23 protein-coding genes are annotated in these 22,800 nt (G+C 45.0%); 12 read left to right on the plus strand and 11 right to left on the minus strand.

What is annotated here, in order from left to right; translation table 11 throughout:
* The first annotated feature begins 100 nt into the window (after positions 1–100).
* The 3 genes from CHRO_RS31020 (at position 101) to CHRO_RS28990 (ending at position 2,757) form a co-directional block, all read left to right on the plus strand.
* Entirely contained in the window at positions 101–385 is a 285-nt protein-coding gene (locus CHRO_RS31020) for a GIY-YIG nuclease family protein (protein ID WP_015163184.1), read from the plus strand.
* A gap of 136 nt (positions 386–521) precedes the next feature.
* Entirely contained in the window at positions 522–1,487 is a 966-nt protein-coding gene (holA, locus tag CHRO_RS28985; protein ID WP_015163185.1) for a DNA polymerase III subunit delta, read from the plus strand.
* A gap of 253 nt (positions 1,488–1,740) precedes the next feature.
* Positions 1,741–2,757 carry an AAA family ATPase gene (locus tag CHRO_RS28990; protein ID WP_015163186.1) on the plus strand — a complete coding sequence of 339 codons (1,017 nt, stop codon included), beginning with the start codon at positions 1,741–1,743 and terminating at the stop codon, positions 2,755–2,757.
* Positions 2,758–3,165: 408 nt separating this feature from the next.
* Here the strand turns inward: CHRO_RS28990 and CHRO_RS28995 are convergent, their stop codons facing one another.
* Together CHRO_RS28995 and CHRO_RS29000 are read right to left on the minus strand one after the other, a co-directional pair.
* Positions 3,166–6,315, minus strand: a complete 3,150-nt coding sequence (locus CHRO_RS28995; protein WP_015163188.1) for a CusA/CzcA family heavy metal efflux RND transporter — start codon at positions 6,313–6,315, stop codon at positions 3,166–3,168.
* Between the two features lie 6 nt (positions 6,316–6,321).
* Positions 6,322–6,993, minus strand: coding sequence for a permuted SH3 domain-containing protein (locus tag CHRO_RS29000; RefSeq protein WP_015163189.1), 672 nt, complete (start codon positions 6,991–6,993; stop codon positions 6,322–6,324).
* Between the two features lie 128 nt (positions 6,994–7,121).
* Between CHRO_RS29000 and rppA the strand changes: the two genes are divergently transcribed.
* Positions 7,122–7,829, plus strand: coding sequence for a two-component system response regulator RppA (gene rppA, locus CHRO_RS29005; protein ID WP_015163190.1), 708 nt, complete (start codon positions 7,122–7,124; stop codon positions 7,827–7,829).
* Positions 7,826–9,223, plus strand: coding sequence for a two-component system sensor histidine kinase RppB (gene rppB, locus CHRO_RS29010; protein WP_015163191.1), 1,398 nt, complete (start codon positions 7,826–7,828; stop codon positions 9,221–9,223). The genes rppA and rppB overlap by 4 nt, the downstream gene beginning before the upstream one ends.
* A gap of 183 nt (positions 9,224–9,406) precedes the next feature.
* Here the strand turns inward: rppB and CHRO_RS35000 are convergent, their stop codons facing one another.
* Positions 9,407–9,622, minus strand: coding sequence for a zinc ribbon domain-containing protein (locus CHRO_RS35000; protein ID WP_071925509.1), 216 nt, complete (start codon positions 9,620–9,622; stop codon positions 9,407–9,409).
* Between the two features lie 177 nt (positions 9,623–9,799).
* Entirely contained in the window at positions 9,800–9,934 is a 135-nt protein-coding gene (locus CHRO_RS34670) for a hypothetical protein (RefSeq protein WP_281168667.1), read from the minus strand.
* A 137-nt stretch (positions 9,935–10,071) separates the two neighbouring features.
* On the opposite strand from CHRO_RS34670, the gene CHRO_RS29015 reads away from it, so the two are divergent.
* The 3 genes from CHRO_RS29015 to CHRO_RS33070 all read left to right on the plus strand — a co-directional run bounded on the left by CHRO_RS29015 (position 10,072) and on the right by CHRO_RS33070 (position 12,241).
* Entirely contained in the window at positions 10,072–10,779 is a 708-nt protein-coding gene (locus CHRO_RS29015; RefSeq protein ID WP_015163192.1) for a response regulator transcription factor, read from the plus strand.
* 2 nt (positions 10,780–10,781) lie between these two features.
* On the plus strand, positions 10,782–11,891 hold the full coding sequence (locus CHRO_RS29020; RefSeq protein WP_015163193.1) for a sensor histidine kinase: 1,110 nt from the start codon (positions 10,782–10,784) through the stop codon (positions 11,889–11,891).
* A 149-nt stretch (positions 11,892–12,040) separates the two neighbouring features.
* Entirely contained in the window at positions 12,041–12,241 is a 201-nt protein-coding gene (locus CHRO_RS33070) for a hypothetical protein (protein ID WP_181824414.1), read from the plus strand.
* A 22-nt stretch (positions 12,242–12,263) separates the two neighbouring features.
* On the opposite strand, the gene CHRO_RS29025 is transcribed toward CHRO_RS33070, so the two are convergent.
* On the minus strand, positions 12,264–13,220 hold the full coding sequence (locus CHRO_RS29025; protein ID WP_015163194.1) for a VOC family protein: 957 nt from the start codon (positions 13,218–13,220) through the stop codon (positions 12,264–12,266).
* Between the two features lie 28 nt (positions 13,221–13,248).
* Complete coding sequence (locus CHRO_RS29030) at positions 13,249–14,745, minus strand: multicopper oxidase family protein (RefSeq protein WP_015163195.1); 1,497 nt, start codon at positions 14,743–14,745, stop codon at positions 13,249–13,251.
* A gap of 263 nt (positions 14,746–15,008) precedes the next feature.
* On the opposite strand from CHRO_RS29030, the gene CHRO_RS29035 reads away from it, so the two are divergent.
* The gene (locus tag CHRO_RS29035; protein WP_015163196.1) at positions 15,009–15,617 is read left to right on the plus strand and encodes a PepSY domain-containing protein; all 609 of its coding nucleotides are present in this window, start codon (positions 15,009–15,011) and stop codon (positions 15,615–15,617) included.
* A 143-nt stretch (positions 15,618–15,760) separates the two neighbouring features.
* Here the strand turns inward: CHRO_RS29035 and CHRO_RS29040 are convergent, their stop codons facing one another.
* Entirely contained in the window at positions 15,761–16,669 is a 909-nt protein-coding gene (locus CHRO_RS29040; RefSeq protein WP_015163197.1) for a cation diffusion facilitator family transporter, read from the minus strand.
* Between the two features lie 408 nt (positions 16,670–17,077).
* On the opposite strand from CHRO_RS29040, the gene CHRO_RS29045 reads away from it, so the two are divergent.
* Positions 17,078–17,707 (plus strand): DUF1345 domain-containing protein, encoded by a 630-nt coding sequence (locus tag CHRO_RS29045; protein WP_245570589.1) that lies wholly within the window; start codon positions 17,078–17,080, stop codon positions 17,705–17,707.
* 195 nt (positions 17,708–17,902) lie between these two features.
* On the opposite strand, the gene CHRO_RS29050 is transcribed toward CHRO_RS29045, so the two are convergent.
* The 4 genes from CHRO_RS29050 to CHRO_RS29065 form a co-directional block, all read right to left on the minus strand.
* A complete protein-coding gene (locus CHRO_RS29050) occupies positions 17,903–18,862 on the minus strand; it encodes a lysylphosphatidylglycerol synthase domain-containing protein (protein ID WP_015163199.1) in 960 nt (319 codons plus the stop codon).
* Positions 18,863–18,941: 79 nt separating this feature from the next.
* Positions 18,942–19,160, minus strand: a complete 219-nt coding sequence (locus CHRO_RS29055) for a hypothetical protein (RefSeq protein WP_015163200.1) — start codon at positions 19,158–19,160, stop codon at positions 18,942–18,944.
* A 113-nt stretch (positions 19,161–19,273) separates the two neighbouring features.
* On the minus strand, positions 19,274–20,941 hold the full coding sequence (locus CHRO_RS29060; protein WP_015163201.1) for a bifunctional lysylphosphatidylglycerol flippase/synthetase MprF: 1,668 nt from the start codon (positions 20,939–20,941) through the stop codon (positions 19,274–19,276).
* A 13-nt stretch (positions 20,942–20,954) separates the two neighbouring features.
* Positions 20,955–21,890: an alpha/beta hydrolase gene (locus CHRO_RS29065; RefSeq protein ID WP_015163202.1), complete on the minus strand. Its 936-nt coding sequence runs from the start codon at positions 21,888–21,890 to the stop codon at positions 20,955–20,957.
* Positions 21,891–22,058: 168 nt separating this feature from the next.
* Between CHRO_RS29065 and CHRO_RS29070 the strand changes: the two genes are divergently transcribed.
* Positions 22,059–22,325, plus strand: coding sequence for an RNA recognition motif domain-containing protein (locus CHRO_RS29070; RefSeq protein WP_015163203.1), 267 nt, complete (start codon positions 22,059–22,061; stop codon positions 22,323–22,325).
* A 168-nt stretch (positions 22,326–22,493) separates the two neighbouring features.
* Positions 22,494–22,712: a hypothetical protein gene (locus CHRO_RS29075; RefSeq protein ID WP_015163204.1), complete on the plus strand. Its 219-nt coding sequence runs from the start codon at positions 22,494–22,496 to the stop codon at positions 22,710–22,712.
* Positions 22,713–22,800 lie beyond the last annotated feature (88 nt).

Here is a 22,800-nt window from a genome sequence, read left to right on the forward strand (position 1 = left end):
CTAACCTCAATGTATTGCGACTGAAGCAATAGTACGCGGAAATTTACGCAGCCACAAAAGATAGGAGGATGACTCGTCTGGTGTAAACGAGTCAAAACTTATGAGTTATGTATATCTCATCTGTTTTGGTAAGCCTATAGGAAACCCAAACTCTAGACGAGGACAAGCTTGCCACTACCTCGGTTTTACATCAAGCAGTCTAAAGAAACGACTAGAACAGCACAAAAACGGACAAGGAGCCAAAATTTGCCGCGCTGCTGTCTTTCAGTACGGTAGGGAGCTAAAACTAGTTCGCCACTGGCGTAACGGTACTAGAACTTTGGAACGCGAACTCAAACGCAGACATAATCCAAAATACTACTGTCCCTACTGCAAAAAAAACTAACATCTCTGAGGAATTTCGTCATGCTCTATGCTTCCAGCTTGCTAAGTTTTTGAAGAATACACCGAATGGTCAAGTAATTTCCATACAACGAAACAGCTGGCGCTGAAACTAATAAAGTCAAAATTTTCATAATATTATGCCAGTATACATTTATTGGGGAGAAGATGATTTCCTGCTATCAAAAGCAGTTGAGGCTTTACGCGCACAACACTTAGATCGAGAGTGGGGATTGCTGAACTACATTCAAATAGCACCAGCAGATAAAGACAACATTGCTAACGCTCTAGTGGAGATCGCAACAGCCCCCTTGGGAGAAAGTGGAAAAATTGTACACCTACCTCAAAGTACCCTCTTGGGAGCATGTCCGCCAGAAGTCATTGCAGAGCTAGAAAAGACGCTACCAAATATTCCAGAAAATAACATTCTCTTGATGACATCGACTCAGAAACCAGATGAAAGAAACAAATCTGTGAAGTTAATCCTGCAACACGCACAGCTCAAAACATTTCCACTCATTCCGCAGTGGGAATCTACAAAGATCGTGTCACAAGTTAAATCGTTTGCATCATCTCTTGGTGTCAAACTCACCAATGATGCTGTAGCTGCTTTAGTAGAAGCTGTAGGCAACAACTCTCGCCAAGCATGGAACGAACTAGAAAAACTCAAACTCTACGCACAAGACGCAGCGATCGGTGCTGAAATTGTCAGACAATTGGTAGTTAATACCTCAAGCAGTAGCTTGGAGCTTGCTGCTGCCTGCCGGATAGGTAATACAACATTGGCTCTCAAACAACTCGATCGCCTGTTAGCTTTAAACGAACCTCCCTTGAGAATTATCGCTACGCTCGCTACCTGCTTTCGTACCTGGCTGTCGGTTAAGGCTTGCATTGAGGCAGGATGGAAAGACGATGCGGCGATCGCTGTTTTTGCCGAACTGAAAAATCCCAAAAGACTATTCTTTATCAAGCAAGAGATTAAAGCTGCATCCCTGACAAAGCTCAAAAAGGGAATGGCTATCCTGCTGGAATTAGAAGTTTTGCTCAAATCAGGAGGTAGTGCTGAGAATTTGGCAACATACATCATCAAACTCTGCACTGTCTGAAACCGACTCTTCAAAGCTATCAATCCAAGTAACAAAATTGCAATTAGCTTGTTGCCCCTGTGTTGCCGTCACAGGCGATCGCAATGTTGCTTCTTCTATTAGCAGTTATTGACGTCGAATCAGGAAAATTTTTCTAATTCGACTGAGATTGCTTGGTCGATTGCCACAACGCAAACCTAAACGCATCCTAGCAGCGTCATGACAGACCGCGAACGGCACACCAAACAAACATCCACAAAATTCAGAAATACAGATGGACGTTCAACTAGAATTACTACAACCACTGCAACCCACTGCAACCCAAAGCATGGTGGAACAATGTATAGACGATGCAAGCTCACAGGCTCAACAAAATAGATTGTCACAACAGACCCAGCAGTTCACCTTCGATCAAATTGTCGGTCAAAAAATCGCTCTTTCTGCCCTGCAAAATGCGATCGCCTCTAACCGCATTGCTCCAGCATACCTATTTGCTGGACCCGATGGTGTTGGCAAAACTCTGGCGGCGATCGCTTTTATCAACCAATGGTTAGGTATTGCTAATCTACAAAATCATCCAGATCTTCTCTGGATAGAACCAACATACGTGCATCAAGGAGAACTAATCCCTGCAACACGAGCAACAGAAGATGAACTACTCTGCAAAACTCCTCTGGCTATCAGGATCGACCAAATCAGAAAAGTTTCTGAATTCTTATCTACTTCGGCTCTCGATGTCTCATTCAAAGTTGCAGTTATCCAACATGCTGATGCTATCTACCCTGCTGCTGCCAACGCTTTGCTCAAAACTTTGGAGCAACCAATTTCAGGCATTCTCATCCTCATCAGCAGCAATCCGGCTCAACTACTACCTACAGTGACGAGTAGATGCCAGAAAATTCCGTTCTTTTCCCTATTAAGCACTGAAATCCTCCAAGTTCTCTCGCAGGGTGGATATACAGAAATAATCGCTCGTCCTGAGATAATTGCTCTTGCCAACGGCAGTCCAGGTCGTGCTATCTATCATTACCAAAAACTGCGATCGCTACCACCCGAACTGCTTTCCCACCTCCAACTACCTCCAACAGATCTGATAACAGCACTATCACTCGGCAAAGAAGCAGAATTGCTCAACTTCCAACAACAACTCTGGTTGCTGGAATATTTAGAATATTGCTGGTGGCATCAGCTCAAAGACCCTACCTGGCTTGCCAAACTAGACAATGCCAAAAACCAACTCAAACAACTAGCACAACCTCGGCTAGTTTGGGATGTTTTACTCATTCCTTGAAGCTTAGCACCGACTCTAAACTTACCTAGCTTGGTAACGCAAGAGTCTGTAAGGTGCGCTGGCAATAACACCAGAAGCCTCTCCCTCATCGATAATGCGTCTTTCCCTTTACGTTTATCCTTTCCTATTTAAAATGACCCGTTTTTTTTACAACGATGAAGATGCTTTTTTATGGGAAAAGAATCGTTATTACCTTGCTGTGGATAGTGACGATGAAAGTCAGAAGTCAACAGTAAATAAAATAGTAGAACGTGAGTGGCAATGGAATAAAAATGTATCTAAGTGCTGTTTATTATCGCAACTTCGGGTTCTTTCCTAAAATCAGGAAAGAACCCACAGGTAGAGAAAATCCGCCGTTGAACAAAGGAACGGGGGTTGAACTGAGCTATATCTTCCAGGTAACTGAATTTACCGATATTGTGGATCGGGATTCAAAGGAAAACCTATCTCACGCTCGGCAGATTTTTGCTTGGGGATCAAGTATTTGCCAAACTTAGCGTAGAGGGCAGGAATGACTAACAAGGTTAATGCCGTGGAGGTAAATAAACCGCCCAAAACCACAATAGCTAATGGTTGCAAGATTTCATTTCCGGCTCCCCTAGAGAATACCAGAGGTAATGTTCCTAATGCTGAGGTCAGCGCAGTCATTAGGATGGCATCAATTCGTTCCAATGAACCTTTGACAATTACGTTTTCAGGGTGCATTCCTTGAGCAAACTTGCTGTTGTAATTGTCAACCAGCAATAAACCATTACGGACAGCAACACCAAACAGGGTAATGAAGCCAACGAGGGAGGCGACTGAAATCACACCACCTGTAAGAACAATTGAGATAATGCCACCAACTAGTGCTAGTGGAAGATTGAGCATGATGGCGATCGTAGCGGAAAGCGATTTAACCGAGAAGAACATCAATACCGCAATTACGAGCGCTGCCAGAATGCTAAATACCAGCAGGTTGTTGGTTGCCCTTTGTTCCGATTCAAACTGTCCGCCATACTGGATAAAGTAGCCATTGGGCAGTTTGATTTTTTGTTGAATCTGGGACTGAATATCGCCGACGACGCTGCCCAAATCGCGATCGGCAACGTTTGCCGAAATAACAATCAGCCGCGACACATCTTCTCGATTCACAACATTCGCTCCCATGCCGTATTCTACTTTGGCGACGGTACTCAGCGAAATAGTTTGTCCGGTGGGAGTGAAAATCGGAATCGCGCGAATGGCATCTAAACTATTCCGTGCCTTTTCTGTTAGCGAGATAGAAATATCAACAAGCTGCTGGTTTTCTGCCACTTGCGACACCACCCGACCATTCAGAGCGGTTTCCACAACGCCTGACAACTGCTCCATACTCAATCCATAGGTAGCGGCAGCCGCCCGATCGTATTGAATTTGTACCTGACGAATGGGCAGTTGGGGTTCGAGCTGTAAGTCTACAACCCCCGCAATCGGCTGCATGACATCTCGTACTTGTTCGCCAATCTGCCGCAATTCGATTAGATCGGAACCAAAGACTTTAACAGCGATCGCACTTCTTACCCCCGACAGCACTTCATCCATCCGGTGAGAAATAAACCCGCCAATGTTGGGGGCAACACCAGGTAATTTTGTGAATGCCTCTCGCAGTTGTTTGATACTGGCTTCGCGGTCTTGGAGGGCGCGATCGCTCAGTTCTACATCCACATGTGCCATACTCACTCCAGCCCCGTCCGCATCTCCTGGAGCGCGTCCTGCCCGCACTTGCACCCACTCAAACAGAGGATTATCTTTGAGCGCATTAGACAGCGCCATCCCTGCCCGATTAGTCATATCGAGCGAAACCCCTGGAAACAAAACCATTGAATTGACTAATGATTTCTCTTGGAATTCAGGAAGAAACACTCGTCCGAGGGAGGGAACGATCGCACAAGCGGCAACCAACGCTGCAAGTGCCACCCCCAGAATGATTTGGGGCGATCGTAGCGATAAATTTAGCATCGGACGATACAATCGTTCTGCCCAGCGCGAAGCGAATGTGTTCTCCTGGGGTAGGGTGCGATTTGCTAGTAGAATAGCACACAGGGCGGGGGTCAAGGTCATCGCCACCAGCAGAGAAGCCCCAATTGACAGCAAATATGCCAGCCCCATCGGTGCAAAAATCCGTCCTTCTACTCCAGTCAAGCTAAAGATTGGTGCAAATACAACGATAATGATGACCGTTGAGAAAATCACCGCCAGTCGCACTTCCACAAACGCATCAAAGATTACCTTGAACGGGTGCTTGGGATTACTCTGAGCTTGATTTGTTCGGAGTCCGCGATAGCAATTTTCCATATAAACGATCGAGTCATCAACGAAAGCGCCCAGAGCAACAACCAATCCACCCAGTGTCATAGTGTTGATGCCTAAGCCAAAGGCTTTCAATAACATCACACCGATTAACAACGATAGGGGAATCGCAGTCAGGGTAATCGTCGCTGTGCGCCAGTTCATCAAAAACAGCAGCATGACCGCTGACACGATGATGATGCCTTCCACTAAAGAGCCACCAACATTGCGAATGGCAGTATCAATAAAGTTAGACTGCCGAAAGGTCTGTGCCACCTGCACATCTGATGGAAACGTTGGTTGCATGGATTGCAGCACCGCTTCTACTGCTTTTGTCACCGTGGGAGTATCGACATCGGGCTGTTTGTTAATCATCATCACAACGGCAGGCTGTCTGTTAAAGCTGGCATCCCCCCGCTTCAGTGCAGCAGCCGTTTGTACCTCTGCCACGTCTTTGAGCAAAATCGGTTTACCACCTTGCACCTTCACCACGGACTGCCGCAAGTCTTCGATCGATCTCACCTGCCCAATGCCGCGCACCAACAATTCTTGACCGCCGCCAATTAGGAAGCCACCAGGAGCGTTGGAATTTGCGCCCCTAGCAGCATTGGTGACTTCGGTCAGCGAAACATTGAGCGATCGCAGTTTTGCTGGATCGATCAGTACTTGTTCCTGTCGCTCGTCGCCGCCGTAGACCGTGACCTGAGTGACTCCTGGCACGGACAAAATTTGGTTGCTGAGGGTGCTATCCACCAGACGACGCAAATCCATCAGCGAGGTCTGTTCTTGTCCATTCACTGTAAAGGCATACTGCAAAATTGTACCCAACGGCGATGCCAACGGCGAAATTTCCGGCGGCTGCACCCCTTCGGGTAACTGATTTGTCACCTGCTGGAGCCGTTCAGTAACAGATTGCCGCGCTTTGTAAATATCCGCATCCTGGTCAAACACCACCTGCACCATCGACAGCCCGACCTTGGAGGACGATCTCACCGTCGTCACCCCTGGCAAGCCATTCACTGCACTTTCAATTGGCACGGTAATTTGTGATTCCACTTCCTCTGGAGCCAGTCCAGACGCTTCGGTTTGAATATCCACCTGGGGGGGCGCAAATTCGGGAAACACGTCCAGTGGCATCTGAGTGACACTGAAGACTCCCCACAGAGTAACTAAAATTGCACCCACAACAATTAACCATCGTTGGGCGATCGAGTTTTTGAGCGTCAGATTCAGAATTGAGTTAAACATCTTAAATTAGAAGCCTCCTCTCTTGTTAGAAAAGGTACTCTTCTTTTTGCGTCCGCCACCCCTAAGGGCGATCCCACCGATCAGTAACGCTGCTCCACCCCCAACGGCGACTAAAATACCGACTGGGAAACCGCTAGACATCTGAGCCGCATTACCAGGCTGCTGAGCCATATTTCCAGAGGGATCGTGGCTATGAGGTATTCCTTGGGCATCTGCCTGAGCGTGAGTATTAGGGGTTTGGGGAGAAGCAGCGGTTTGGGGAGAAGCAGTGGTTTGAGTTTTGCGAGATTCCGCATAAAGCGATAAACCGCCCTGCGTGACTAGCTTTTCTCCAACTGATAATCCTTTGGTCACTTCGACCAGTTCGCCCTTGGTCGCGCCAGTGGAAATTTCAACTGGCTCGTAAAAATTCTTATATTGCACGAAGACTAATTGCTTGCCATCGGCATCGACCAGTGCTGTCACTGGAATCATGACGGCGGCTCCACCATCCGCAGCGGCAATTGGCTTGACAACAATGCCCAACATTTGGTCGGTTTGGGGATTGACTTTCACGCGCTGAGTGCCGCCCGATGCCTGAAATTCATCCCCATGTCCAACATGAGCAAACACAACAGTGGGCGCACTGAGGGTTAAACTGACTGCAAGAATGGAACTTACTAGCGCAAAGGGTTTCATAATTACTCCTCAAAAAGGATATAGACTCAGATAAAAGTTCTCCATAGTTTGCCAAAGGGATGATGAAATTCAGGTGAAATGACAGTGGTTTCGCTAAGATCGAGCTCGCGATCGATTTCTATAAGGCGATGCGAATTTTACTAGTGGAAGATGACGCGGATTTGGGACTGGCAATCAAGCAAGTCCTGATGAGCGAGAAATATGTCGTGGATTGGGTTCCAGATGGCGCTCAGGCATGGCTCTGTCTTGAAAGCCAATGGACGGATTACACGGTTGCCATCGTCGACTGGCTGCTTCCCGAATTGTCGGGACTGGAGTTATGCCAGAGGCTCAGATTGCACCAAAATCCTTTACCAGTAATGATGCTCACTGCTTTGGGTCAGCCGGAAAATCGCGTGGCAGGGCTGGATGCGGGAGCCGATGATTATTTAGTCAAACCGTTTGTGATGGAAGAATTGCTGGCGCGGTTGCGGGCGCTTCAGCGGCGATCGCCTCAACTACAACCGTCTACCCTGACCGTCGCGGACTTTACCCTTGATGCAGCAAATAACGTGCTACAAGTGAATTCAGACAAATGCACCCCCCTAGTCATTCCCCTAGCAACCAAAGAATTTCAACTGCTCATGTATTTGATGCAGAATCCCGATCGCATCATTCCTGGTAGCAAACTGCGCCATCAGCTTTGGGACATCGACGAGGAACCCATTAGCAATGTGGTTGCTGCTCAAATGCGCCTATTACGTCGAAAGTTAGCCTATCATGGCTGCTCCTGCCCGATTGAAACGCTTCCTGGCACGGGCTATCGCTTTAACTCTCAACTTCGTTCTCAGCCATGAATAGCTACTCGCTGTTTCGGCGCAGTCGTCTACGGTTAGCCCTCTGGTATGCCGGAGTCATGGGCGCGATCTTGAGTGTTTCTGGCTTTGGAATGTATCGAGCCATGGCGCAGGCAAACTGGGCAGCAATGGAGCGCGAAATTGAGTCAATCGCAGGAACCCTTCACGATAGCGTAGAACCGCTGCTGCCTGCTGCTGAAGAACCGACTGCCGTGCTGCAACAAATTTTTCCCGATCTTTGTTTGAGTGGGCGATCCTGCAATGCTACCCCGACGCTAATTCAACGGCACACCATCGGCATCAGCGATCGCACCACATACTATATTCGTCTGTTCGATCGTCAAGGGAAACTGCTCGCTTTTTCGCCCAACCAACCGTTATCTCTGCCTAAAACTCTCAACCGCACCCTTTGGCAAACCTTTCGCGCGGCTAATGGAATTCGCTATCACCAATTCACAACCGTTTTGCATAGTGACAATACCCATCATCAGCCTCATGAACCTAGCGTCCATTCATCCTGGGGTTATTTGCAAATTGGGCGCACTTTAGAACCTTTTGATGCTGAGATCGGGAGAATTCAATGGATTATCGCGATTGGGTTTCCTATTGTGCTTAGCTTAGTCGCCGCCTCCAGTTGGTGGCTCTCAGGATTAGCGATGCAGCCCATTTACCAGTCCTATCAGCAACAGCAACAGTTCACCGCTAATGCTGCCCATGAATTGCGATCGCCCCTTGCCAGCCTCTTAGCAACTGTGGAAGCTATCCTACGCATACGGCAATCAAATCGGCAAGATATCCAAATGATGCTTCATACTGTTGAGCGGCAGGGGCGACGGTTGAGCCATTTAGTCGCAGACTTGCTCTTGTTGACTAGTCTCGAGCAAAATTCATCGCTAAAACCCTTTCAGCCCTGTTGCTTAAACGATTTGGTTAGCGATTTGACCGAAGAATTTCTAGAGCTTGCCACTGCTTCTGATATTCACTTAACCTGCCAAATTCCCACTTTCGAGATTTACGCTCTAGGTAACGAATCGCAACTTTACCGTTTAGTGTCAAACTTGATTGCCAATGCCATCCAGTACACGTCCAAAGGGGGATACGTAACCGTAAGCTTAGTAACCTGCGATGCCTGCGGCGGGCATAGCCATCGCACTGCTGTAATTGCGGTGAAAGACACGGGAATCGGAATTCCGCTGGCTCAACAGAATCGAATTTTCGATCGCTTTTACCGCGTTGATGGCGATCGCTCTCGTAAAACAGGAGGAACGGGGTTGGGGCTGGCGATTGCTCAGGCGATCGCCCAAAAACATCAAGCGAGTCTAAGAGTTGAAAGTCAAGTGGGAAAAGGTAGCATTTTTACGCTAGAACTAACACTTATATCGTCTAATACTTGACACTCTCACCGCTACAAGCGAAACTTTAGCGGGAGATTCTTCTCTCACAGGCACTTAACTAGACTGTTACCAGCCCCCGCTACTTACGCCTCCAGAAGCAATTTCTAACCCCACTGGCTGTCCGACAGCAAGGATTCCTCAATTTCTGATTACCTGAGCTGCGGCTTTATGTAGACAACAATATTAATTTACATAACATATAACAATACTCCGGACAATTATGCTCTCGACTCGAATGGAAAGGTCTTTCTTACCTGTTAGCGCACCACATTCAGGGCAAATTTGCGATGTATAATCTTTACTTACTTTAGAAAAGAACACTCCTCTTTTCCAGCAAACATATGAAAGGATGTTGAAGAACTGACCAAAAGCAGCATCTAAAGCGTGTTTGCCGAGCATACCTTTATCCCAGGTTCTAAAATCAATTAAATGATAAAGGCTTGCTGAATTTCTGAAACAGAAAACGTTCTGAAACTTTCACGCGATCGCTCTGTCAGTAGCAATACTCCGGTCGGAATAACATCCTAAAAATTTTATCAGGATCGCCACTCCAATTCCAAAATTATACTGTGAGGGCTATTCTAAATTACTTAGATGGGAAGTGTTAGGCTGAAACAGATAGTCTGCTTGCCAGTCATGCTGCTTCAGTTGTAAGTGTAGTAACATCTGCAAGGGAGATATGGCAGTTTGATATTTCAGAGAGAGGAACAAAACGATAGTTCTCGATAAGCCAGCGATTTATAGATTATCTGCTGGGAAGTCGGCGTTAAGTTATGCAGACTTCCCGCCAGTAAACGTATTCTGTAGCCCTAGATGTGTAGCCAAATCCACGTATTACTAACTTAAGTATGAAGATTTTAATCGTCGAGGACGAACCAGAAATTGCCCAACTTATACAGCTATCTCTCGAAAAAGAAGGCTTTTCCTGCTCGATCTGCCGTGATGGTTTCAATACCTTGCAGGTAGTTCAACAGCAACAGCCAGACTTGATTGTATTAGATTTAATGCTACCTGGTTTGGACGGATTAGAAGTCTGTGCCAGGATCAGACAAAAACCTGGAGCAAAAGACCCTTACATACTCATGCTGACAGCAAAAGGAGAGGAAATCGATCGCGTTATCGGTCTATCGACTGGCGCTGACGATTATTTCGTCAAGCCTTTCAGTCCTAGAGAATTAGTTGCCAGAGTCCGAGCATTACTGCGGCGAAGCTTGCGTCAAGGCGGGCAAGATCGAGTTTATCAAACTGGGCATTTCACAGTTGATATAGAACAGCGTACTGCGAGTATGCAGTGTAACTCCTCTACACCAGGAACTCTAGAGTTAACTACGTTGGAATTTAACCTGTTATCCACGTTTGTTAGCTATCCAGGCAGGGTGTGGAGCCGCACCCAGTTAATTGACAAACTGTGGGGAAGCGACTTTTTTGGAGACGAACGGGTTGTAGATACCCATGTTGCTCGGTTACGGAAAAAAGTAGAACCCGATCCTGCCAATCCCACGTTTATCAAAACAGTAGTGGGAGTGGGTTATAAGTTTGAAGACCCAGTGGTTTAGATATGCCAGTGAGTCGGTTGGGTTTGCGATCGCGCCTATTTATCTCCCACCTGCTAGTTACAGCAGTAGGAATACTCAGTCTGGTCGTCATCGGCAAAGTTTCTTCTCCCCGCTTTTTTGTCGTACACTTGGAACAACTAGAAAGTAGGGGTTTTTCTCTCCGTTTTGCTCGAACTGAGTTAGTGCAAGGGTTTGAAACTGCCTGGTATCGTGGTATGGGCTGGTCGCTACTGATCGGTACTTCTAGTGCTGGAGTGTTGAGTTACTGGGTGTCCAAACGAGTGATGCAGCGTTTAGCTCAGATAGAACAAATTACTCAAAAGTTTGCAGTTGGTCAATTGGATGCAAGGCTTCCTGCTAGTGATATTCCCGAATTCAACCGCCTGAGTCATAGTTTCAACAGTATGGCAGCTAGTCTAGAAGGAGTAGAACGGCGACGGCGAGAACTAGTTAGCGACCTTAGCCACGAATTGCGAACTCCTTTGACAATTATGCGCGGTTACTTAGAGGAACTGTCTTCTGGGGAATTTGAACCAACTCCAGAGATTTATCAGCGACTCGTGAGAGAAACCAAACGCTTAGAAAGGTTAGTTAACGATCTGCAAGAACTTTCCAAAGCTGAGGCTGGTTATCTTCCGATTGATTTGCAACCGATTAACTTGCGTCCTTTACTAGAGTCATTGGTAGAAAAATTTGCCGATCAGCTTTTAGAAGAAGGTCCGACTCTGCGACTCGAATGCCCTCCACAATTATCTTTGGTAAGGGCAGATCTCGATCGCACGGAACAGGTGTTAGTTAACCTGATTGGCAATGCGATCCGCTACACTCCAGAGGGGGCGATCGTCATCCGCGTTTGGATGGAAACAAATAAACTTTGGATAGCCGTAATTGACACTGGTATTGGTATGACTCCTGAAGATTTGCCTCACGTATTCGAGCGATTTTTTAGAGCCGATCGCTCCCGCACTAGAAATTCTGGGGGGACTGGCATTGGTTTGGCGATCTCTCAGCGTTTAATCGAACTACAAGGCGGACAAATTGAAGTAGAAAGCCAACTCGGTCAAGGCAGTACGTTTCGATTTTTCTTGCCTGTGGTGCGGGAAAATTATTAGCTTTACTTGTTCTATATCTTTCGTGCATGGGTGATGGTGAAAATTTCTGGCTCGATAACGAATGACAAATAGCGATCGAGTGCCTTCACAACATCAACATAATTCGGTCATAAAGCTGTCATATTGCATTGTTAGTTTGAAAGTATCTGATGTTGGAATTTCACCAATGGAAAGATACTTACATAACGATCGGTCATGCATTTTATGTTCTTAGCAATACTTTTGGTTGGTTTGTTGACTTTATCTGCATTAGGTGCGATCTCTTACCTGTTTCCCATCCACCACTCCCAAGATTAAACAAGATTCAGCTCGATCTGCCGCCGCTCAAACTAGCTGTCAAGCACCTATAATGTCACTGACATCATGCTGAAATTAGTAACATTGCGTGTCCGTCAGGATCTTTGACAAGACATCCTTGACGGTAAGGACTTGCACTATCTGTGAATTGCACAGTCGCGTCGATACAAACTGAACTCCATTTTGCCGCAATAAATCTATAGCCTGCTGGATGTCATTAACAATTAGCTCGATTTGTATATGAGCAACGTTACAGCTTCTCCAATCGCTTGGCATTAGACGACCGTTAGCAGGAGCAAGGTAGTCCAGTAGTTCGATCCCCAAGCCGCCTTGAGTGGGTCGCAAATCTGTAATTCGGACTTTGGCTCCTGGCAAATTGTCTAAACGAGTTTGTGTCGCACGCCAATTGAGACTGCGGCTTTCGATCTGCATTCCCAGCAGATCGCAGTAAAAATGTCTGCTCTGCTCGGTATTGGCAACAGCGATCGCGCTATGGTCAATTCCGAGAAACAAACACTCGCGATTCTGATGCCACTTGGATTGTCCTTTGTTGGGAGGAAACCAAATTAACTCTAAATTATGGCGATCGGGACCTTTGAATTTGTAGGCTCGAACACCAGCAGATGTTTCATTATCCGGTGGTATAGTTTGCGGCTCTACCGAGATCGGTTCGACCGGAAACGATTGTAGGTGAGCGTAGGCGCGATCCATGTCGCTGACCGCAATTGCCAGATGTTGAAACCATAGATCGTTACTTTGAGAATCTTGGGGAATAGGTTTTTCCTCAATGTCGAGATACTCCATCAGTTGAATGAATTCATTTCCTAGTTGTAGAGTCACAACACGAATTTTGGTGGAAGCGACACCTTCAAGATCGCTATAATCTGTTCCTGCAAAAGTGATATCTGAAACAGGTTTAAACAGGAGTGCTTGCGTATAGAAATCCTGAGCGCGATCGGCATCTATTACTGTTGTTAATCCAATGGCTCTAATTCTTTGCACCTGTACGCTAGTGCGATCGCGTATGTTCATAAATGACAAATTCCTTATTTTTATTACCCTAGGTCGGAGCTTGAATATCCAAAACTCCCATCATCCCCAAATCTTCATGATCGAGAATGTGGCAGTGATAAACAGTTTTTCCAAGAAAATCGCGGAAGGGAACGCGGATGCGAACAGTTTCACCACCACGCACTAACACAGTATCTTTCCAAGCACGATCGGGTTCTGGTTTACCGTTACGCGAGATGACTTGAAAAGGATTGACGTGCAAATGGAAAGGATGATCCATGCGGTCTGGATCGACGTTAACTAATTCCCAATCTTCAACTGTATTCACTTGCACTTGAGTGTTAATTTTGTTCGGATCGAAAGCTTTCCCGTTGAACGTAAAGCTCATCCCCATACCAGGAGCCATTGCCATTGACAATTCAAAACGCCTGACTGTCCTTGGTTCTGGTAGGGTTTCCACAGGAATGAGTTTTTGAGGTAAAGGTAGAGTAGAAACGGAGCCTCGATAGGTCAAGGTGGCTAAGACTTGAGGATTTGTCTGGGAACTCCTCATCATCTGACTGCTTCCCATCATTCCCATGCCATCGCCCATCATGCCACCACCCATCATGCCCATCCCTCCTCGGTCATAGGGCAAATTCAACAAACGGTATTGTTTTGGTTCTCTCTCCCCGCGCACCAATACCTCTGCTCGTTCTCCTGGTGCGAGCAATAGTTCTTCCCGCTCTACAAGATTGCCTAAAGCACCTCCATCTGTGGCAATTAAATAAAGGGGATGATTTTCTAGAGAGAGTCGGTAGAATCGCGAAGGAGAAGCATTGAGCAATCGCAAGCGTAGCAAACCGCCACTAGGAATGCCGTACTTGGGGTTGACTTGACCGTTAACTGTCAGTATTTGTCCCTCGCGCCCCATCATTATCGCCATGTGGTTTGGAGATTGAATGCGTCCGCTTCCATCCAAAGCAAAATCTTGTAAAACTAAAAATTCCTCTTTTGCAGCTTTAATTTCAGGAATCTCATCCAACTCACCCCGAATAATAAACAAACCTGCTAAACCACCAAATACCTGTTCTGCCACATAGCCGTGATGGTGGGGGTGATACCAATATGTACCAGAGCGATGATTTTTGGGAATAGTAAATTTGTAGGTCAAACTCTCTCCTGGCGGAATTTCTAGAAAAGGATTATCTGCATTGCCAGTGGGAGTGACGTGCAGCCCGTGATAGTGCAGGTTAGTGGGTTGGGTCAGGTTGTTGGTAAAGTGTATGCGGACGGTATCGCCTGGTCTAGCCTCTAGACGAGGAGCAGGTAGTTGTCCGTTATAGCTAAAAAGATATGCCCGTTTACCTCCTAAGCTGACAGGGCGAGAACTAGCTTCCAAATCAAGCTCTAGCGAACCATGATTACTTGTATGCAGTTTGGGAAGAGAGACTTGGGATTTGAAAGGTGTTCTGTTACTTTGTCCCAAGGCACTGCTAGCGACTGATGCCGTTACTGCACCAGCAGCACTGAGGAAAAGAAACTGTCGGCGGTAAATTTTTGGCATAGTTGCTACAGGTAGAGCGCAGCTACGAGATTTGAGTATAGAACTGTGACTTATGACCGGAGGCACTCAACTCGCTTCGACTTGGGAATGAACCCGCGATCGCTTTGTTTACCAGGTATATTTTCAACTTACCAGACAAAAATGAAATCAGAATGAAATTTTTTAGCAAACAAAACTAAACAACTTCAGATCGATCTTTCCAAGTTCTTGACCTTCGCTTTCTATAGTGAAATCTATAACCTAGATTTCAGGAATTACACAAGATGAAAGCGACAACAAAGACTGCTCTCACAGTAGCAGCTTTAGTTAGTGTTTTAGGCTTTGGTGGTTTGATGCGATCGGTAAACGCCAAGCAATTACCATCTGAGATTGCTATGACTCATGGGCGTTCGGGTAATACCCTATCTGCCAAATTCGATCGTGATGGAGGGGCTAAAGATACTACAGAAACTCGTGAGAATAGCAAACAACTGCAAGCCCAAAATACCATTCAGCCAAACAGTAACAATCGACAAACTGAAGAGAACGAAAGAGGGCGAGGAGAAGCTAACGAGCAAGCAGAAGAACAGCAAGAAACAACTCAACTGCAATCTCTAGCTAAAATTACACCTCAGCAAGCTCAGCAAGCAGCCCAAACTGCTCTCGGAGGAAAGGCTAGTAGCGTTCAATTAGAAAATGAAGATGGCAATTTAGTCTACGCCGTGAAGATTGGTCAGCAAGAAGCTAAAGTAGATGCTGGTAATGGGAAAGTGCTTTACACAGAAAATGCTAACCAGGAAGGTGAAAAACAAGAAGCCTCTCGTCCTAAAAGCAGCATTCAAGTTTCCAATAACCAAGTTGGAGACAAGGAAACTAATGATGATGCCAAGTAGAGTGACTGAAGACTATAACTTTACATAGCTTTCTCATTACCGAAAAAGAGCTGAAGTAGCTTCAGAAAAATTAGCAAATAACTCATGTAGGCTTTCTTAGAATTGTTGAAGCTTAATGCTTTAGCAATTCTATATCCAACTGGCTAAATATCTGTTCTGCGCTCTAGTTCTCGATCGTTCCAAGAAGCAGGATCTTCCAAGGGTTCCAAATGAGTTAGGACATGACTTCCAGGTAATACTCGCTCGATCGCTAGTTCGATTTCCTCACACAGCTCGTGTCCTTGCTGTACCGTCCAGTTACCAGGCACGAGTACGTGAAAGGAGATAAAACGACGCGAACCAGCAATGCGAGTACGTAAGGCGTGAAATTGGATACCCTGATGCTTGTACTCGCCAAAAATGAGGGCGATCGCCTGCTGCTCGTCTTCAGGTAGAGCAGTATCTAGCAGTCCCGATCCCGTCTCTCGCAGTAACCTCAGTCCTGCCCAAACAATATTTGCAGCTACAACCAACGCCACAATCGGATCGAGTACTAACCAACCTGTCACTTGCACTAAGAGGATGCCCAACACGACACCACCCGAAGTCCACACATCGGTAAACAAGTGATGGGCATCTGCGCGTAAGGTAATCGATCGCAACCTTCGTCCAGCTTTGAGCAAAATTAAGGCAACAATTCCATTAACCGCCGTCGCTAGAAGCGACAGACCTAACCCAAGCCCTATCTGGGTTAATGGTTCTGGGTGCAGTAAGCGTCTCCAAGCTTCGATCGCGATGCTAGCGGCTGCCAACATAATTAATCCGCCTTCTGCCGCACTAGAGAAATATTCAGCTTTTGAGTGTCCGAAGGCATGTTCTGCATCGGCAGGTTTAGCAGCATAAGTCAATGCCCACAAAGCAATTAGTGCTGCTACTAAATTAACTCCCGACTCAATGGCATCGGAAAGCAGCCCCACCGAACCCGTAAGCCGATAAGCTCCTAACTTTAGCGCAATAGTCACTATTGCTGCCAAAATTGACAGGTAGGCATAGGAACGGGCGCGACTGCTCATCACGATATTTCAACTTGACCGTATTGCAATAGTTATTCTTGAATTCTGAAAGGTCAAACTTACCGATCCCAATTCTAGTTCTCGATGTATTGTTCGGTCACTCTAACTTACGATGGAGGTTTACCACATTTTTAGCCAAACTCGACTGAAATTTTAATTTAGCTCCGAGCGAGAGCGTTCAAAGTCATGAATGAAGTTGAACGAAAATTGTATTAGTTTTGAATTTTGAATCAAAAATTCCCAACAGGCGATCGCCAAATTCTTTTTATCTGCTTGAAATTTTCATCTTCTTTGAGTGTTAGACGTAGCTCAAACAGATATACTGCGACTGTTAGCATACATTCTCTCATACTTATAAGTTCTTACCCTACCCTAAAGTTGCTAAGAAATCTAGACGCAAGACCGCGCTTGCTCATCTCCATCGTAGTTTCTGGACTAGTTTATACTCTACTACCAGAATATTTAAACCTACCAACTCGCATTATTATTGGATGGGACTCAGGTGCTACCTGTTTTTTAGCATTGGCTTGGTCAATGATGCTCGGAGCTACTCCGCAAAAAATGCAACGTAGCGCTCAACGCCAAGATGAAGGACGATTAGCAATCCTAACTTTAGTGGTGGTTGCTGCTTGCATTAGTCTGTTGGCTATTGGTTTTATGCTCAAAAATACCAAAGGGTTGCCGGAAACTTTATTGGTGTTACACGTAATGCTTGCAGGTGCAACGGTTGTTTGCTCCTGGTTGCTCATACATACGATGTTCGCTTTACAATACGCACACGACTACTACCGTAGCGATCGCCATAATGCCACCAGTGAAACTCAGGATGAAGGTTTAGATTTTCCCCAAGAAACGCAGCCTGATTATTGGGATTTTCTCTACTTTTCTTTTGTAATTGGCATGACTTGTCAGGTATCAGACGTGCAAGTAACATCACGCTCTATGAGACAGTTATCGCTAGTACATGGAGTGCTAACCTTCTTTTTCAACACTGTAATTCTGGCACTTAGTATCAATATAGTTGCGGGGCTAATTTAAATGTAAATATCCTTCTTCAGGAAGATGCGACAGCAGTTGAATCAAGAAAAATACCCTCCAAATTTAATTTGTGAGGGTAAAAGGCACGAGGTTACGGTGATAGAAGCAAGCTAAATATTGCTACTAAATCAAGATTAAATACATAATATTACAGTCTTGTAAAAATAAGATGTCATTGCTGTGACGAAAGTTAATTTATGACGAAGCCGATTTATTTGCAAATCGACGGTGAAGTTCGTAGATACCGAGTAATAGCACGGCAACACCCAATGGTAGGAAATAATAGATTCCTCGGTAAGCTAAAAGCGCACCAAAAAGGGTTGCGGAAGAAACGGAGGGTGAGAGCAACAATAAAATGACTGTTTCAAAAACGCCTAGTCCGCCAGGAACATTGCTGATGAGTGCGGCGATTTGTGCCAACATATAGATGCCAAAAAAACCTGGATAGGACAAAGGTATAGATGATAATAGCAGGGCGTAAAGAACACCCCCAGCCAGCGCCCAGTCAAAAGATGTGACAAAAATTTGAGCTAGAGAGAGCCTAGCAGGAAGGTGGGGTATTACCAACTTGCCAATTCGGATAGATCTTCTACCGACGATATTCCAAACAAGATAGGCTACAACCGCGAGTAGAAATATGACTCCTATGGGATGCACTGAGGCAAAAGGAAGGCGAAGTAGAGTTGGAATCGTCAATGGTTCCAAGACAAACACCAATCCGCCTGCTGCAAACAACCCTAACCAGAAGCTCAAGTTACAAAAAGCGATGATATTGCCGATCTCAATTGCAGATAGCTTCCAGTTCGAGTAAAAGCGATAGCGAATAGCACTACCAGTCAGTAGGGCAAATCCAATACTATTACTGACGGCATAGCTAATGACAGCAGCAAGTGCCGTTTTTGGATAAGAAAGAGGATGGCGAATGTACTGCACGGCAAGAGCGTCATATCCAGTGAGCATGAAGTAATTCAAAATGGTCAGCACTAGTGCTAAGAGCAGGTATTCTTTAGGAATTGCTTGTAAACTACGGACTATTTCAAGATAGTGATATTGTCGCAGTTCGTTAGCGATCGCCCAGATAGAAAATCCAAATAGAAATAATCCCAAAAGAGGTGAAGCAATTTGAGCAAGACGCTTGAAATTGATATTAAACATATAGCGTTTTGGCAAAATTTCTCTGAAAATGCCTAGATGAAATAGGATAGTTCATCTTTTTATATAGGCATTTTATAGCTCATGAGTTTATAATTTCTACCCACTCAGGCTTCAACCAGATAAGATCTAGATCGAAGAGAATTCCAAGTTTTATATTTCCAATCTTGTCCTGTTCGTGTTTTATGACTTCACCAACTCGACCGTCGTATTTTTCAAGTATATGTTGTTCATCCTTAGATAAATCTACCCAATTAGATGGAACAACAACTTTAATCATTGTACCGCGAGTAAATTTCATAAAATTCTCAATTTGCTTTCTTTGTTTATGTAGCTGTTAATATTGGACAAACTCTACATAAATATCTGGTAAAAATAGCATAGCAAAGATGATTTTGAGATAGCAAATATAACTCACGAACCTGGTTTGAGATAATCAAATAAGCGATCGCCAGAGTCAGCCCGAATCAGAGCAACAACAACATCTGGCAAAGCTGCCAATCCAGGATAAACTAAATATCTTGGTTCCCAACGAGGATGAAACTTTTCTTTGTAGGCATGCAAACTCTTGAAGTTGTAAAACCGATTTAAGTGTTCGTAGAGATAATTTAATCCTTTTTCTAAACGGGGAGCATTTTGCGTTTCACCCATACCAGAAAGGGCTGATAAACCTAAATTAAATCCATCGTAACCCAAGTCTTTGTAGTGCTGAAACATTGAAATAAATAAGAAATCCATCGTGCCAGATTCTACAGAATTGCGATGCCGCATTAAGTCAATTGTGATATCGTTGATGCGATACTCTGACACAACATTTGCAAAAGCAGTAATCCGCTCGTTTAATACTTCAACAGTAACAATCTCACATTTCCGCAAATATTCTTCGTCGAACCAACCTAACGAAAACTTTTTCTCAGCTCCGTGCATCGACTGTAGCCATTCATCACTCACCATTCGCAACTCTCGTAATGACCGATCCGAAATTGGTGGCGGGTAAAATTTGACTTGATAACCTGCTTTAGTCAAGCGATTCGTGTAATTCCTTAAGTTTTGGTTAGCTTTTCCTTTAAGATTGAAAGTATGAAGATCGACGATCGCTTCTTCGCCGATCTTCACAACGCTAAACCCTAAAGATTGGTAAAGCTCAAGGTCATCCGGTAATGTTTGATAAAAAGCTGGATACCAGTCATTACGCTCGCAAAACTGGCGAAAACTAAAAATCGTCTCTTTTCGATCTTCTGGTGGACCGATTGGATCTCCTAGAGCGATCGCGCCCCGTCCTTTTGGTACGTAAGCGATTGCGCTACGACCGGAGGGGCTAAAGTAGTAAACCTTATCATCAAATAATGTAAAGCGGGCAAGGGAAGAGCGACCGTATTGTTCGACAATTTCTTTAGCTCGTTGCCGCTCTTGCAATAGTGCAGGCGATCGTAATAATACTGGACGCAGGAGCATGAACAGGGAATAGCCTATAGTTACAACCCCAACTAGATAAATCGAGTCAGCAAAGTATTGCCCGAATCGTGTTGTCGGTTCTAGCCCTGCATTGTCAGCAGTAAAAAACATCGCTAGAGTTTGCAGCAGAGCTTCTGGAAGATCGAAGTTGACCGTGTATTGTCGATCTAAAAGGAAAAAGCCGACTGTACCGTAAGCTAGTGTAAACAACAATGCTCCTACCAAAACTTGAATCCCCTGAGCCACAGATGGGCGATCCGATTTTGCCATGAACGAAGAGTGCATTGACAAAAGCTGTACGAGCAAAACACCCGATAGTAGGCTCTCTTCGTAGTCCAAGCCCTTAACTAAATGACTGAGAATAGATACAGTCAGCAATCCAACTGTCAACAGCCAAGCAATTCGCTTCCGTCTGAATAAATTTGCTGCCAGCGTCAGTAAGATAAATCCTGTAATTGCTGCAAAAAAATGACCGCCCGCACGAATGTCGAACGGAATAAATTGCTCCAAAAATTCTGTCCTGCTTGGTAGGTTAGGAGTGACAGCAGATAGTAGGTTGACTATTCCTACTAATCCTGTTAGCAGTGTTGCTGTCCATAGTCCAATGCGGTTTCGCCTTGTCAGCACAAATTATCTCCATTCAAAACGATTTAACTATTTTGTTTTCCTTAGCTAAAGCAATTTTGAACTGCTGCCCGACATAACTCAACTGATCGGTTAAATGCTTGTGCCAGTAGTTCCAGCCAAAATCCCCGCCAACTATCCCGTGTCCTCCAGGAAAAACTCGAAATTCATTAGCAATTCCTAACTGGTTCAAAGTTTGATGGAATTGCTGCGTCGAGTCAAGAAATTCCCGATCTGCTTCCCCAGCATCCAGAAACGCTCGGATCTGTTGGCGCTGTGTAGCTGAAATCTGCTTGATGAAAAGCTGAGGACTATTAGCAGCGCCACTGGTATCGGTGAAGTAGCCGCTAGAGCTAAAGAAGATATTGAAATTATTTAGATGGCGCAAACCAATGTTAAAAGCTCCCCAACCGCCAGAAGACTGCCCGCCCATTGCCCAAAATTGCGGCTGCTCTAGTGTACGATAGCGCGATTTTACCACTTGGACTAATTCAGAACCAATCAGGGTTCCCACATTGCCATTAGCTCCATCGTAGTAGTCAGAGTCCCAAAAAGGGCTACTACCTCTGCGATCGTTACCATCTGGAGTAATTACGATTGACGGTGGTAGTTTGCCACTCTTATACAAATCGTGTAGCACAGACGTGACAGCAGCCTTATCCTGATAAGCACGAGCATCCCCATGTCCACCGTGTAGTAGGAAAATGACTGGATAGCGTCGTACAGAATTCTTGGTGTACCCTGGGGGGAGAATTAAGCCATACGTACGCACCTCGCCCATTGCTTTACTATTGAACGTTTCTAACTGAAAGGTTAGCCCCGTGTTTCGTTCTACTTGGGGAGGATCTAATTGTGGCGCACCAGCAATAAAAATATACCAGTAGCCAGTTGCAGCCAGAAAAGCGATCGTACCCGCCAAGATACCTAGAATCTTACCAAACCGCAATTTCATCAAATTAACCAATCAGAATTATCCAATTTTTATAACTACTCTGTGGGATCGATCTTAATACAAATCATTGACACAGTTTAGTCATAAATTTGTCATATTTGCTTGCTAGTTTGAGAGGGTCGATTATTTAGGTCTAGCTAAAGCTTTTCATTTGAAAGGTATTATTGTATGACACTTTTCATTAATAACCTACCCCAACAAGTTACTCAAGCAGACCTTATAGAATTGTTTGAAGAGTATGGCGCGATCGCGCACATCTTCTTTCCTACAGATGGGAAAACAAACAGAAACTTTGGTTTTGCTACTGTGGACATGATGATGAATGCCAGTGAAAAAGTGGCAATGTCAGAACTGAACGGTTCAAAGTGGATGGGTTCGCAATTACAGATCGGTGAAGTTATTGCTCAAGGACATTTTCAAATGCATTATTCGTAGAGAGGCATTTAGTTGATGAACCGCAAACGACTTGCGATCGCATATTGCAATGGCTAGTTTGCTCGCGATCTTTCGGTAGTTACCTAAAAGCGATGGATCGTCTTCAATTCAACGGCTTTACTAACTATCATCAACAATTTTAAACTCACTCAAGTTTGAAGGAAAACTATGTACAATCAACTATCCAAGCCACGTACATTTATTATCTTGCTAGTTGCCAGTTTTGGATTAATTACTAGTCCAGTTCTAGGAGAACTAGCAGCAGCAAGTAAACTTAGCACTGAATTTGATTCAGCAATGTTAGATGCTCAATTTGAAGAAGAAACTATCAATATGATTGAGGCTGATGCTGCGTATGTTAGAGCAATCAGAGAACGTTTTAATTAATCTTTACTTGCCAAAGTTTGATTAGTTCACTCCTGCTTGTGCTTGAAAAGTTTTTAAGAGGATAGATTGCTCGATCGTCCTCTTTTTA

The sequence above is a fragment of the Chroococcidiopsis thermalis PCC 7203 genome, assembly GCF_000317125.1.
Lineage (GTDB): Bacteria > Cyanobacteriota > Cyanobacteriia > Cyanobacteriales > Chroococcidiopsidaceae > Chroococcidiopsis > Chroococcidiopsis thermalis.

What these genes read in the sequence shown, in the direction of transcription:
- CHRO_RS29070 (WP_015163203.1), top strand. Translation starts at nt 22,059, where the DNA reads ATGACACTTTTCATTAATAACCTACCCCAACAAGTTACTCAAGCAGAC.
- rppB (WP_015163191.1), top strand. Translation starts at nt 7,826, where the DNA reads ATGAATAGCTACTCGCTGTTTCGGCGCAGTCGTCTACGGTTAGCCCTC.
- CHRO_RS29065 (WP_015163202.1), bottom strand. Translation starts at nt 21,890, where the DNA reads ATGAAATTGCGGTTTGGTAAGATTCTAGGTATCTTGGCGGGTACGATC.
- CHRO_RS29040 (WP_015163197.1), bottom strand. Translation starts at nt 16,669, where the DNA reads ATGAGCAGTCGCGCCCGTTCCTATGCCTACCTGTCAATTTTGGCAGCA.
- CHRO_RS29030 (WP_015163195.1), bottom strand. Translation starts at nt 14,745, where the DNA reads ATGCCAAAAATTTACCGCCGACAGTTTCTTTTCCTCAGTGCTGCTGGT.
- CHRO_RS35000 (WP_071925509.1), bottom strand. Translation starts at nt 9,622, where the DNA reads ATGCTCGGCAAACACGCTTTAGATGCTGCTTTTGGTCAGTTCTTCAAC.
- CHRO_RS29050 (WP_015163199.1), bottom strand. Translation starts at nt 18,862, where the DNA reads ATGTTTAATATCAATTTCAAGCGTCTTGCTCAAATTGCTTCACCTCTT.
- CHRO_RS28995 (WP_015163188.1), bottom strand. Translation starts at nt 6,315, where the DNA reads ATGTTTAACTCAATTCTGAATCTGACGCTCAAAAACTCGATCGCCCAA.
- CHRO_RS29020 (WP_015163193.1), top strand. Translation starts at nt 10,782, where the DNA reads ATGCCAGTGAGTCGGTTGGGTTTGCGATCGCGCCTATTTATCTCCCAC.
- holA (WP_015163185.1), top strand. Translation starts at nt 522, where the DNA reads ATGCCAGTATACATTTATTGGGGAGAAGATGATTTCCTGCTATCAAAA.
- CHRO_RS29015 (WP_015163192.1), top strand. Translation starts at nt 10,072, where the DNA reads ATGAAGATTTTAATCGTCGAGGACGAACCAGAAATTGCCCAACTTATA.
- rppA (WP_015163190.1), top strand. Translation starts at nt 7,122, where the DNA reads ATGCGAATTTTACTAGTGGAAGATGACGCGGATTTGGGACTGGCAATC.
- CHRO_RS29035 (WP_015163196.1), top strand. Translation starts at nt 15,009, where the DNA reads ATGAAAGCGACAACAAAGACTGCTCTCACAGTAGCAGCTTTAGTTAGT.
- CHRO_RS33070 (WP_181824414.1), top strand. Translation starts at nt 12,041, where the DNA reads ATGTTGGAATTTCACCAATGGAAAGATACTTACATAACGATCGGTCAT.
- CHRO_RS31020 (WP_015163184.1), top strand. Translation starts at nt 101, where the DNA reads ATGAGTTATGTATATCTCATCTGTTTTGGTAAGCCTATAGGAAACCCA.
- CHRO_RS29000 (WP_015163189.1), bottom strand. Translation starts at nt 6,993, where the DNA reads ATGAAACCCTTTGCGCTAGTAAGTTCCATTCTTGCAGTCAGTTTAACC.
- CHRO_RS29025 (WP_015163194.1), bottom strand. Translation starts at nt 13,220, where the DNA reads ATGAACATACGCGATCGCACTAGCGTACAGGTGCAAAGAATTAGAGCC.
- CHRO_RS29055 (WP_015163200.1), bottom strand. Translation starts at nt 19,160, where the DNA reads ATGAAATTTACTCGCGGTACAATGATTAAAGTTGTTGTTCCATCTAAT.
- CHRO_RS28990 (WP_015163186.1), top strand. Translation starts at nt 1,741, where the DNA reads ATGGACGTTCAACTAGAATTACTACAACCACTGCAACCCACTGCAACC.
- CHRO_RS29075 (WP_015163204.1), top strand. Translation starts at nt 22,494, where the DNA reads ATGTACAATCAACTATCCAAGCCACGTACATTTATTATCTTGCTAGTT.